The sequence below is a fragment of the Parageobacillus toebii NBRC 107807 genome, assembly GCF_003688615.2.
GTDB classification, from domain to species: domain Bacteria; phylum Bacillota; class Bacilli; order Bacillales; family Anoxybacillaceae; genus Parageobacillus_B; species Parageobacillus_B toebii.
The window spans coordinates 664,339-677,496 of the sequence record NZ_CP049703.1; the positions used below are offsets into that span (position 1 = coordinate 664,339).

The 13,158-nt window shown below is 36.0% G+C and carries 10 protein-coding genes; 5 read left to right on the forward strand and 5 right to left on the reverse strand.

Features of this window, described 5'->3' with window-relative positions; all coding sequences use genetic code 11:
• The first annotated feature begins 138 nt into the window (after positions 1-138).
• Complete coding sequence (locus DER53_RS03470) at positions 139-327, forward strand: hypothetical protein (RefSeq protein ID WP_062755507.1); 189 nt, start codon at positions 139-141, stop codon at positions 325-327.
• A gap of 351 nt (positions 328-678) precedes the next feature.
• Here DER53_RS03470 and DER53_RS03475 read toward each other — a convergent pair whose 3' ends face one another.
• Entirely contained in the window at positions 679-984 is a 306-nt protein-coding gene (locus DER53_RS03475) for a hypothetical protein (RefSeq protein WP_062755510.1), read from the reverse strand.
• 558 nt (positions 985-1,542) lie between these two features.
• Here DER53_RS03475 and DER53_RS03480 point away from each other — a divergent pair.
• Positions 1,543-2,133 carry a hypothetical protein gene (locus tag DER53_RS03480; protein WP_062755512.1) on the forward strand — a complete coding sequence of 197 codons (591 nt, stop codon included), beginning with the start codon at positions 1,543-1,545 and terminating at the stop codon, positions 2,131-2,133.
• A 460-nt stretch (positions 2,134-2,593) separates the two neighbouring features.
• Here the strand turns inward: DER53_RS03480 and DER53_RS03485 are convergent, their stop codons facing one another.
• The 3 genes from DER53_RS03485 to DER53_RS03495 form a co-directional block, all read right to left on the reverse strand.
• Entirely contained in the window at positions 2,594-3,316 is a 723-nt protein-coding gene (locus DER53_RS03485) for a CPBP family intramembrane glutamic endopeptidase (RefSeq protein ID WP_062755514.1), read from the reverse strand.
• Between the two features lie 755 nt (positions 3,317-4,071).
• Complete coding sequence (locus DER53_RS03490; protein ID WP_121910021.1) at positions 4,072-6,039, reverse strand: Ig-like domain-containing protein; 1,968 nt, start codon at positions 6,037-6,039, stop codon at positions 4,072-4,074.
• Between the two features lie 350 nt (positions 6,040-6,389).
• Positions 6,390-8,429: a hypothetical protein gene (locus tag DER53_RS03495; RefSeq protein ID WP_062755518.1), complete on the reverse strand. Its 2,040-nt coding sequence runs from the start codon at positions 8,427-8,429 to the stop codon at positions 6,390-6,392.
• Between the two features lie 213 nt (positions 8,430-8,642).
• Between DER53_RS03495 and DER53_RS03500 the strand changes: the two genes are divergently transcribed.
• Complete coding sequence (locus DER53_RS03500; RefSeq protein ID WP_062755522.1) at positions 8,643-9,449, forward strand: hypothetical protein; 807 nt, start codon at positions 8,643-8,645, stop codon at positions 9,447-9,449.
• A 313-nt stretch (positions 9,450-9,762) separates the two neighbouring features.
• Here the strand turns inward: DER53_RS03500 and DER53_RS03505 are convergent, their stop codons facing one another.
• Positions 9,763-10,050: a hypothetical protein gene (locus tag DER53_RS03505; protein WP_062755524.1), complete on the reverse strand. Its 288-nt coding sequence runs from the start codon at positions 10,048-10,050 to the stop codon at positions 9,763-9,765.
• Between the two features lie 506 nt (positions 10,051-10,556).
• Here DER53_RS03505 and recJ point away from each other — a divergent pair.
• Positions 10,557-12,242, forward strand: a complete 1,686-nt coding sequence (gene recJ / locus DER53_RS03510) for a single-stranded-DNA-specific exonuclease RecJ (RefSeq protein WP_062755526.1) — start codon at positions 10,557-10,559, stop codon at positions 12,240-12,242.
• A 63-nt stretch (positions 12,243-12,305) separates the two neighbouring features.
• On the forward strand, positions 12,306-13,145 hold the full coding sequence (locus DER53_RS03515) for a helix-turn-helix domain-containing protein (RefSeq protein ID WP_062755528.1): 840 nt from the start codon (positions 12,306-12,308) through the stop codon (positions 13,143-13,145).
• Positions 13,146-13,158: the final 13 nt, after the last annotated feature.

Sequence of the window (13,158 nt, forward strand, 5' to 3'; positions counted from 1 at the left end):
CGATATAAGGCTTGATCGGCTTTCTCCAGAAAACCGCTTATCGATCGGATCCCAAGAGTTATGGTATCCTTATCACAAAGGTAAAAATCAAGGCAGCTAAAATAAATCCAAAGCCCAATCGAAAGGAGCAACCAAAGCATGGATGATAACAAAGAATACTGTCCGTTTTGCGGGGCTGATTTGCAAGGACCGCCGATCCTGCAAGAAATCCAGCATCATTACGGCGCTACTCATGGATCCAGAAAAATTCGCATTTACAGTCGGGAAGAAGATCGTGTCATTAAATGGCAATGTCCGGATTGCGGAAAGGAATGGGAGCGGGAGTAGTGAAGGAGAAGTACGTAAAGCTTCTCCTTTTTATCTTTTAAAAATAGAAAAAAAAGAAAAACCCCTGTAGTGTTTATAGCAAACGATTAATGGTTCTTACGTTCTTTTGGTGAAAAATCAAGGTAATTGAGAACACAGAGCCAATATAAATAAAAATAAAAAACATCGGTTTGAATGAATACTTTTTCATAACCATTCAACCGACAAATTTTTAACCATGCCATAGCGGCCCAAAAAGCCTCTTCTTTGTATATTTTCTTCTTCAACAAATAATAAGTATAAAATAGCAATCTTTTAAATATTGTACCTCTCACCCTCCGCTATTCTAACCGAATTTTTTCGATAAAAAGGCTATCTCTTATGTATTTGCTTTTGTTCTTCCATACCTTTAAGAATTAGCTGCTTAATTTCGTCCAGCAACACATCAGAGTAAAGACCCTTAATTTCCTCTAGCCGCTTCGTTTTCTCGTTCCAAATAGCAAACGAGTCAAAAAACCATTCTCCCTTGGATAGTAGCGGTCTTTTTAAACGAATACGAGAATCATATACGAAGGGGAAGGAATGAAAGGAAGCCCTTACTTCCATGAATTGATACAGTTTCTTCATTACCACATCCTTCTTAATAAAAACTCGTTCCAACTCCACTCCATCGATCATGTGAGATTCACCCGCTTTATGGTTTATTCGTTTCACCGCTTTCTGCTGTTCTCGTCATATAGTGTTTGCTACTTCTAAGAAACCATCGACTTTTTCTGTTTCGGCACTAAATTCAGACAACAATTCCGCTATCTCTTTTACTCGATACAGAGAATGCTTTCTATCCCCCTTCCCTGACCCGTTTTCCCCCCCTTTTCCAATTATTCACTATAACGTCTAGAAAATCCTTCCACTGAACATCCTATAAATAGAAAAAAATCAGGCAAGATTTAGCATCATCAGCGGATTCCCTGTTGTCGTAGCCATATTCTGTTTAGAATACTCTCACTACAAATATAGATACAAAACTTTTCATTTTAGTTAGAGCATGTATCTAATACAATTATTTAAAAATGAAAATGATTAAGAATTAGACTTGGCAAATCACTTCGCGCGGCGATCGCTACTATCAATTTGCCGGATGAGATGATTAAATAATTATAGATGTGGCAAAAACATAATAAAACCAACCAATCGATCCGGCAGCATTAATAAAATTAAGTATAGAGGTGTATTCAAATGGATGTTCTGCCAAGAATTAATACCCAAATAAAACAGTGCATCGAAGACTTCAATAACCTTATAAAACAACAAGGGCATTTAGTCGAACAATTAAATCAGTTAATAAAAGAAAAAGAAGAACACACGATACCTCTAGTACCCACCATTCAAAAATTAATCGAACACGGTCTAAGCCGAGATGAAATTCTAGATATAACGAATATTTCATCAGAAGAGTTTGAGCGCATTGTTTCTAAAAATAGACGCTACCAACTACCGTATATTTATTTAAACGATGAGGAATCAAAAGAATTTGAGAGACTGCTTGAAGATATTCATAAGTCAAAGGATATATATGAACTAATCGATGCAGAAAAAGAAAGAGAAAGGATCAAGTTCATCCATCGCGTCTTGCTTCGATATCAGAAGGAGATGGATCTATTATCCCAACAAGAAAACGAAGATAGCGGCGAAAAGATAATGCAATACTTGGAAAGAACGGTTAAAAGCGAACAGGCTAAAAGTTCTTACTATTCATTAGTCCGTATCTTTGGAAACGAAATAAAACGGAAAAGAGAAGAGGTTTTGATTAAAGTCTCAGATGACTAGATATCATCCATTTCAGGGTAAAGCCATTGTCGCTTTGCCTTTTTTTCTTTTTAATTGAAGAAAGGAAAAAGAAAAGCCCCGCAGAGATTTCTCTCCGCGGAGCTTTTCGACATATTTCAGGCGGTGACAGCCCCTATCCTAATTACTTAATAATAACTTCGTTAACATCTGCTTTGTTATTATTAATTAGAAAACGTTAAAGGGATTTTTTCTAATTCCACTTGCCATAAATCCTTGCGCAAATGATAGTCATAAAAATCCACTATTTCACACTAACGAGTTCACTTTAGGAAAGGAAAATCCAAAAAAACAGACCAAATAGCGACTTGAATCGCAACTAAATTAACAGATCAATAATAAACAAAAACGCTCGGATTATAAAACCCAATCGTTTTTTAATAATTTTATCCTACATTGTCCTTCTTTAACTAATTCACTCGTTAAAGAAAAAGTGGGCATTTTAAACTCCAAAGTTTTCGTTATCCATTTGTTTAGCTTCTTTTACCTTTATTTTGCTTGGTAAAATAGCCACTCTCAAATCAATGATGATATGTATGATCATTGGTACCCAAATTGTCCCAAAATATATATATAAACATGCCAATGAAAAGCCCATCAATCCCGTTCCAATAACATTTTTCCAACCTTGGTATAGATGTGCTGTTCCAAAAATGATGCTAGTAATCATAGCGATCACAAATAATGGGATATGAAAAGGAAGTTCTTTTAAATAATAGAACATAAAACCTCTAAACATCACTTCTTCGCAAAAACCGGCTGTTAACGCTACCAATACAAATAGCATGCGTTCTTTAAAATCCTCTGGCAACATGAATTCAATAATTTCAAGTTGCTGATAAAGTTTTTTCTTGATTGATTTTACATTCATAATGATGATGAAATTAATGATCAACGCGAACAACAAACTAACAAGAAAACCTAATAAAAAATCTTTGATGTCAGCCAAATTATTTATGAAACCTAAATCTTGAAAGTCTCTATGAGTCATTCTCCAATACAAAGCAATGATTCCAACTGTTACCCATTGTATGAATATAATTTGAACATACATTTTCTTTTTATTTAGTCTTTCTTTATCATTGTTGATTCTTTTCATCCAAAAGTAGTCTAAAATTGGATACATAATGCTTAACAGGATAAAAATAGTTGTCATTATTAACATATTTCTTCCCCCACAACCCGCTTCTACAAAGTATAGCAACAACAAGTTATTTATTGTTTATAATTTCATTATAGAGTAATTTTTTTACAAGATATTACAAAATCATTCGACATAATTCGCATTATAAACATCTATAGAAACCGCATTATTTCTCTCGCTCTATATATAGGAAAAAGAAAAAGACAGAGAACCACTATGATTCTCTGTCTCTACCAATCTTCAACAAATTTCGTACGGTGAAAGGCATCATTATTAGGCACCACCAAATAAACACTACCAACTGCCATACATTTATTTAAATGATGAGGAATCAAAAGAATTTGAGAAACTGCTTGAGGATATTCATCAGTCAAAGGATATATATGAACTAATCGATGCAGAAAAAGAAAGAGAAAGGATCAAGTTCATCCACGGCGTCTTGCTTCGATATCAGAAGGAGATGGATCTACTATCATCACAAGGAAATGAAGATAGCGGCGAAAAGATAATGAAATACTTGGAAAGAGCGGTTAAAAACGAACAGGCTAAAAGTGCTTACTATTTACTAGTCCGTATCTTTGGAAACGAAATAAAGCGGAAAAGAGAAGAGGTGTTGATTAAAGTCTCAGATGACTAGATATCATCCATTTCAGGGTAAAGCCATTGTCGCCGTGCCTTTTTTCTTTTTAATCGAAGAAAAGGAAGGAAAAAGAAAAGCCCCGCAGAGATTTCTCTCCGCAGAGCTAATTTGACCGATGACAGGCACACACCCAATCCTACTTTTTCACTTTTACAACTTTTCCAGCACTCTTATTTCCAGCTCCGTCAACAGCAATCACCTTAATGGACGTTCCTGCTTTTTTCGGTGTTATTTTAATCGTATATTTTCCATACTTATCCGCTTTGGCGCTGCCGATTTTTTGGCTTCCCACATATGCAATGACCGTGGAGTTCGCTTCCGCTTTCCCTGTAATCACTTTAGATTTACTAGTAACACTATTTACAATTGGAGCAGTAGGAGGAATTCTGTCCACTACAACAACGATCCGCTCCTTGCTCGTACAACCGTACTTATCTTTTACCGTAATATAAAGCTTTGTTCCTGCCTTTTGTGTTGGAATCTTGATACTGAACAAACCTTTGCTGTCGCTTTTACCGGTATATACTTTCGAGTTGATTTTTACGGAAACCATTCCATTTGGCACTGTTTTTCCTGTCACCGCATTGCTCTTATTGCTTACTAAATTTACAGTTGGCGGTGCAGGCAGCAAGTCAGGGCATTGGACGCTAAGTGTGTATTTTCCCGTATAATTGCTTTCTTGATAAACTTTAATATAATATGTCCCTGCTTCAAGATCCTCCGAAAATGACCTTTTTACCGGGTAATCGTCTCCAGAAACATATCGGTCGAATACTTTATTTCCATTTGAATCTTCCAGCGCTATATTCACCCAACCTATATAAGAGTCCAGATTAACCGTTACCCGACCTGCTTTCGGCAAGACGACCTTGTAAACATCCTTGCTGTCATTCCAGCTGATAAATCCGGTTACCGTTTGGCTGTTGACCGCAAGCGGCTGCGCTTGCACTGTTCCATCATTGGGTTCGATTTCATTGTTAGGGACTACCTCATAGTTTACTCTTAAATCGTATTTTCCCGTATAATTGCTTTCTTGGTAAACTTTAATATAATATGTCCCTGCTTCAAGATCCTCCGAAAATGACCTTTTTACCGGGTAATCGTCTCCAGAAACATATCGGTCGAATACTTTATTTCCATTTGAGTCTTCCAGCGCTATATTCACCCAACCTATATAAGAGTCCAGATTAACCGTTACCCGACCTGCTTTCGGTAAGACGACCTTGTAAACATCCTTGCTGTCATTCCAGCTGATAAATCCGGTTACCGTTTGGCTGTTGACCGCAAGCGGCTGCGCTTGCACTGTTCCATCATTGGGTTCGATTTCATTGTTAGGGACTACCTCATAGTTTACTCTTAAATCGTATTTTCCCGTATAATTGCTTTCTTGGTAAACTTTAATATAATATGTCCCTGCTTCAAGATCCTCCGAAAACGACCTTTTTACCGGGTAATCGTCTCCAGAAACATATCGGTCGAATACTTTATTTCCATTTGAATCTTCCAGCGCTATATTCACCCAACCTATATAAGAGTCCAGATTAACCGTTACCCGACCTGCTTTCGGCAAGACGACCTTGTAAACATCCTTGCTGTCATTCCAGCTGATAAATCCGGTTACCGTTTGGCTGTTGACCGCAAGCGGCTGCGCTTGCACTGTTCCATCATTGGGTTCGATTTCATTGTTATGGGCTGCCTCGTAGTTTACTTCTAAATCGTATTTTCCCGTATAATTGCTTTCTTGGTAAACTTTAATATAATATGTCCCTGCTTCAAGATCCTCCGAAAACGACCTTTTTACCGGGTCCATCGGATCGCCTCCAGAAACATATTGATCGAATACTTCGTTTCCGTCTGAATCTTCCAGTGCTATATTCACCCAACCTATATAAGAGTCCAGATTAACTGTAACTTTCCCAGCTTGCTTTAAATTTATCGTATAGATTTGTTGATCATCAGTATCAGTAATGTATCCAGAAACTGATGTATCGAACGGCAGATCTGTCGATGAACTGGCGAATGCCGTATTCGTTTTCAGAAAAGGGATAGTGAAAATAAGGGCAAGCCCGAAGAAAAAAGAAAATATCTTTTTACAGTTTCTCATAAAACTCCCCCCTAATAGCAATAAGGTTCGCTAATTATGTATCACACTGCGATCAACAGCTGAATTTCTTTTTATCTACCATATTAATCCTATTAGACTAACCATTACTATTCTACAACAATTATTAAAAAAGAAAGTTATTTTTCGTTTGACAAAATTCGACAGATTTTTCATTCATTGAGGAGTGACAGGTACTAATATTCTAGTGGATTGGCCACCATTGTTTTTTATCTTTCTCTTTTTAATTTTTATTTTCATTATTATATAAATAAATAAAAAAGAAAAGCCCCGCAGAGATTTCTCTCCGCAGAGCCTTTCGACATATTTCAAATGGTGACAGGAATCATTACTTATTTAGCCAAATCATCTGAAGTATTACCTGCTTTATCGGTAGCAGTAATTTCAAATAAACCATTGAAGCTTGCTTTGATTTCATCTACATTGGCACCATTTGTCCAAACAGCTTTAGCAGTATTAGTTGCAGCATCGAACTTAATTTTAATATTATCGCTACCTACATTATATTGTTTATAACCTTCATTTTTAATAGCTGTATCCTCAATTTCTACAGCAGATACTTCATTTCCAGAACTATCTTTAGCTGTAAGATTACCATCATCTTTTACCTCAAAGGTAATTTCACTGTTATTGTATTTGATAGTGAATGCTTTTACAGCTTCACTAAACGTAACTGTAGTTACTGGAAGTGTAACTCCTTCACCAAAATCTTCAGCAGCGGTCTCAATTGTTGCAGTAGGCGCAGTTTTGTCAACGACAACTACATTTAAGTTTGAAGTAAATTTAATTGTATATTGATCATCAGTTGTTGTTGATGTATCACCATCTAGGTCGATTTTTACTTCAGATACCGCTACAGTTGCATTACCTAATTTTTTCGGTGAAGATGTACCTTTATCGTTGTCTTCGATAACACTTGCATTGTCGGATACAAACTTAACATCCAATACAGTAGCGTTAGAAGCTACAGTGCCATCTGGTTTTGTTACTTCTAAAATCTTTTTAAGTCCAGCTTCTAGAGTTTTATCAGCATCAATATCAATTGTAGCTGTGCTAGCAGTTAAACGTAATGTTGGATACTTAGTAGAATCCTTAACAGTGAATGTGTTAGAGAAGACTTCTAAGTTGTTTACTAGAGCTTTAACTGTGTAAGTTTTGCCAGCTTCAAAATTAGATGCATTTATTGTGTGTTTAGTTCCAGTTGTTGTAGCTAGCACTTTATTATCTTGATCATACACTTTTACAGTTGATGTAATAGCTGAACCAGTTTCTAAACCATTAGCATCTACTGGGAACACTTCAAGTTCCATTGTTCTTTCATCAACAGTTGTAGTAGATTCATCATCAACTTTATCTAGCTCAGCTTTGAAACCTTTTACATTATAGTCAACGGCTGTTCCCGGCTTCTTAACATTTACAGTAATGTTTTGTTTTAATGTACCGATTGTCACTTCAACAACTGCAGTACCTTCTGCTTTACCAGTAACAGTTAAAGTATATTCTCCATTAGAGTTTGATACAGTTGGTGTACTACTTAAGTAATCAGCACCACTTAATACTTTAACCGTAGCCTCTCCTGCATTGAATTTATTTCCATATTGGTCTAATGCAGTGATTTTCACTGTTCCTGTTGGCTTAACAGTTGTTACGTTAAGTGTAGAATTTTCTACTGATAGTGAAGTTAATTTTGAAGCTGCAACAACTTCCAATTCTACAGTCTTAGTGAAATCACCATTTTTAATACGAACTGGTAATTTTCCTTCTTTTAATGGAGTAATTTTACCAGTTACACGGTCTACCAATGCAACCTCTTTATCTAAAGATTCAAATTCTACTGTTCCAGTGTAATCTCCACCGAATTGATCTTTAAATTGTGCTTTTAAGTACGGAGTAGTTCCCATTTGAACTTTGTTTGTTAAAGTATCTTTCGCCCAATCTACTTGACCATCAGCATCAACAGTAAACTTAGGCATATCAACGGCTTTAGCTGCTTCTGCTGCTACTTTAATACGTTTAGATTTTACAACTGTTCCATCTGCTTTAGTTGCTGAAATTTCTACAAATGCAAATTCACCAGCACCTAATGTAATCTTACCATCAGTAATATTTTTATCAGAAGCAAAGCTTACTTTTGTATCAGCAGTTATATCTAAACCATTTGTATCAAGGACTTGGTATTTAATTGCAGTTTCTTTGTTTGCTGGAATTGTTTGGTCTTCAGCAATGATTTGTGCAACTTCACCAATAACAAAGTCTAATTCAGCATTAAGAGTTTGATCGCCAACTTTAACATCTATGCTATAAGTTGTTTTTGATTTTAATGCATCATACAACTCAATTTCAGCTGATTTCTTATCAGCAGCAACAGTCACAGCTTTAACATATTGTTTATCTCCAGTAGCTTTGTTCTTAATTGTAAACGAATCACGAGTTAATCCTTCGATTTCCTTGTTAAATGTAACTTTTACTTTAGTAGTGGTAATCGCACTTACTTTTTTAGTTTAACTTTAGTTACAAGTAGAAATCTTTTTATTTTAATGATAAAATTTGAAAAATTATAAAAACTTTTCAAGGGGAGATAAGTCATGGTAACTATTCAAACAAACATTGAAAGGCTAAATCGTTTAATACTTTCATTGTGGAGAAAAAATTGGAGAGGAATACAACGAGATGAGGAGGAACCATTACCAGCTTTTTTTAAAACCCCTTCATCAGAAGTAAAATTATTATTTATTGGAATAAATCCTGCTTTAAATAAGGATGATTATCGTAAAATATTGAAAAAAGAGCTAAAAGAAAACCCAAATCTTCAAAAAGTATATGAAGAGGGATTTCGCTCCTTTATTACAAGAAGTCGAACAAAAGTATACAATCTTCATGAGTTAATATCTGAACTTGAGTTAGTTGAGCACATAATTGGAAAACACCATAACTATGAAAAACGCCCAAAGGAAATTGCTCGATACCTTGGTATTGATCCAGGCAGAGAACTGTATATGACAGATTTATTTTTTATTAGAAAAACAAACCAAGCTGAATTTCTTAAGACCTATGTTTACAGAAACGGAAAGAATATAAATGAGGGATTAACTACATTTGCACTTCGTCAACTAAAGATCCTATCGATATTAATTAAAATCATCAATCCAAAAATGATTATTATTTGTAATGCTGAGGCAGCAAGATTATTTAAGAAATATGTAATCCCAATGGTCTCTCCCAAAATTAATTATTTTTGCAATGAATTTGGGACATATATTATTAACATAAATGGACGCAATGTGCCTATTTTTTACTCATCAATGTTATCTGGTCAACGTGCATTAGATTCATTTTCTTTTGAAAGACTTAAGTGGCATATGAAAACAGTAATGAATAAAATCATTGAATAGACAATATTCTTCCACCCTCTCCTTATACTAATACTCAATAGCTACCCCTCATGTACTAATAATATTGCCTTCTACTTTTACAAGATGTATGCTTAAAGAACAAAATATCTTTTGACCATAACATCAATATTAAGATAATAACAACTACTTAATTGTTACACCCAACAACATTTACCAGTCAAGCTCCTACCAGGTATGGCAGGAGCTTTTACATATCTCCTTCCTTTTGGGAATAATAACTTTAATACTCTTTTAATAGCATTTACTTATATTAAATTAAGATAGCTATATGATGTTGAAAATGAACTGTAAATTAGATATTTTTATTTTCAATATTCTTCTTATACTGATCCTCAAGCTCAGCCTGCAATTCCTTAAAGGCACCCCCAAAATCTGTAATTTCACCTTTTAATTCTTTCCAATCACTCGCACTAGGAAGATGACTAGGAAGATTAATAGTTACATTTACATATTTTCCATACCATTTATCACCCAATTTGGAAACATAAAGTTCATATAACCTTTCAGCTTCAGGACCACAAGTCATTTTAAACAATTGTTGTTTTATTTCTCCTTCTAATTTTTCAATTTTAATTTCCACAATTAAATCCTCCTTTAAACATTTTCAAGTTGCAAAGATAGATAGATGGAATTATTGATTAATATATCCTCTTAATCCATTTTATTCTATGGCACATTGGTGAGCAAATATTTTCCTAAACTTCTTAAGATAAAGTTTTTATCCGCTATTAAAAAACTCCGAAGCTAACTAATATATATGAAAACATGGTTCCATGAACAGATGGAATCTCCAGAGAAGGTGAAGCAGTTCATCTATTTATGCTCCAGATAATATCTATTTTTACATATCCCATTGTATGATGATCCCTTTTATTTTCATAATTTCTTCTGCCTAAGAGGTAAACCCATCTCTTTGCAAAAAACTTCTGGGAATTTTTTCTTTAAAAATGGACCATAATAGAAAAAAATAACTATTTCATGAAAGGAGGTGAACGAACAGAAGAGTTGCAACGCATTCTCAGAAGCATAGTCTACGCCAACTCACACAACAAGACTGCTGCCACAATATAGGAAGGAGTAGATGATTTGAAAAAATGGATAAATCAACAAAGGAAGCCTACAGATAAAGGAAGACAAGTGATTCGGTATTGTGCAAAAGTGTTTAAAATGGACCCTCTTGTGGTTCAAATGATTCTTACGCAATACCGCCCTAAAAATTTCCAAGATTTATACAACTTTATAACGCCGTCATTTTCTCAACTACACAATCCATTTCTTTTAAATGACATGAAAAAGGCAATCGATCGAACGCTTAGAGCCATCGAGAATAAGGAAAGGATTTTTGTATTCGGGGATTACGATGTAGACGGGCAAACCGCCACTACGTTACTGTACCAAGCATTGTCCTTTCTAAACGCCAATGTAAGGTTTAAAGTTCCGCTAAGGTCTGAGGGATATGGGATTACTCCAGAGGCAGTTGAAAAAATGGCGGCTGATGGAGCATCACTCATTATCACCGTTGATAACGGTTCTTCGGCACATAGCGCTATGCAAAGAGCAAAAGAGTTAGGAATCGATGTCATCGTCACCGACCATCACGAAGTCTTACAAGGGCACCCGGATTGCTATGCATTTATTAATCCAAAGAGAACTGACAGTACCTACCCTTTTGACTCTTTATGTGGCGCGGGTGTTGCCTTTAAATTTACTCAAGCGTTGTTGGAGAGTTTAAGCTATGACTGGGAAGAACACTTTCAAAGGTATATTGAATTGGCAGCACTAGGGACGATTGCTGACATGGTCCCACTGATTGACGAAAATCGAACCATTGCCGCTTTAGGAATGAGGGTGATGAACGATGGTGGAAAAAATCGTGCCATTCAAAGCTTGGCTAGTAGTTCAAAAATTTCACGAATTGACAGCTCCGCTATTTCGTTTCAACTCGCTCCCATTCTTAATGCTTGTGGTCGAATAGGGAATCCAAATTTTGCGGTCAACACACTGTGTAACCCGAATCCTTCACTTGAGGAAATCCGTCATCTTATTCACTTGAACAATGAACGAAAGAAATTGACAGCGGAACAATTTCAACAAGTCGATGAAATTATCGTTCGTCAAAAGCTATACAACCACCCTGTCATCATTGTTCAAGATGTTCTTCATGAAGGAATAATAGGAATTCTTGCTTCCAGGATTGCCGAAAAATATCAACGACCAGCCATTGTCATTAACCACGAAGGAAAGGGATCCGCGCGAAGCGTACAAAATACGAAGTTTTCCATTGTAAATACAATCAAGCGTTGTGAGCAGCACCTAGAAAAGTACGGTGGTCATCAAACCGCGGCTGGACTAACCATCGATCTAGAACGTTTACCTGCGTTTCAACAAGCCATTCAGCAATCTGCCAAACACGAACCAATGATTCAGCCTTTGGCTAACTATCAAATGAAAGTTCCAATTACCCAATTCCCTGATCATTGGCGGGAAGAATTGTCGCGACTTGAGCCGTTTGGAATGGCAAACCCAAAGCCTGTTTTCTTGAGCGAAAACACGTATGTAGGTTACTCAAAAGCATTCGGACACAACGAAGAACATTTATTAATTGGCTCGCAAGGGAAAACGTTATTTGCTTTTCGATTTGGTTACATGAAGGAGTTTCTCGGAAAATTCATTCCGGTGTTATATACCTTCGATTCATCTAACCCACAACATTTTATCGTACAAGATTTGAAAGCCGAAGAAATGCAATACATTGGAATGCGATCTGGTTAAGTCCTTGACTTTCAAAACAACAAACGCTTTCCAGATGAGTAAATGAAGGAGGTTATCCTATCCATGTCAACAGCATTAGGCAATCGGATTAAAGCTCTGCGGCAAAAGCATAATTTAAGTCAAAGCTTATTGGCTGAACAGCTCGGTTTCTCTCATGCTTATATTGGCTTTCTTGAAAAAGGGATGAGAAGCGGAACAGAGGAAACCATTCGAAAAATCGCTGAATTCTTTCGTGTCGATCCCGATGAATTGCTTAGTTTAAGGGATGAGAAACTGAATGATCAGGATTATGACATCAAAACAGAAAAAACTGGTCTATCCTCCCTTCCACCGTATATGGAAGAGTTTGTGAACTTGCTGATGAAGCTAGAAGAAAACACGTGTAAGAAAATCATTGAAGAGTTCAAATCACAGCTTCAACAGAAGCTTTACAGCTTGTTAACGCCTTATGAATTAAAAGAAGTGAAACAGATGGTGCTCGATGTAAAGCGGTATTGGCTAAATCTGATCAAAAATGAGCATGTTTCTGAACCGATGTTCCACGAAAAATTGGGATATATCCCGTTAGACGAAAAAGAACTATTTTTTAAACTGCAACTCGATGAATCTGCGTTATCTGTGACTTTGTTATATGCCGAACAAAACCAGATTACGATGTTTGAAAATTGGCTAGGCGAAAGCAATGTGCGCTATCTTACTGAGATGCCGCTTCCTCATTTGTCACAACCGCAAAAAGTGGCTCGGTTCATTTGGTTTAGCCCATCAGTTTCCGTCTTACATCGATTTCAATATCTTTTGAACCATAACATCAATGTTCAGCATATTGATTGTTCAGAACACCAACTCAACTGGTATATCCAACAGCATCTATTAGAACAACACAGTGAAGCTTCTGCCATGTAGGGCAGGAGCTTTT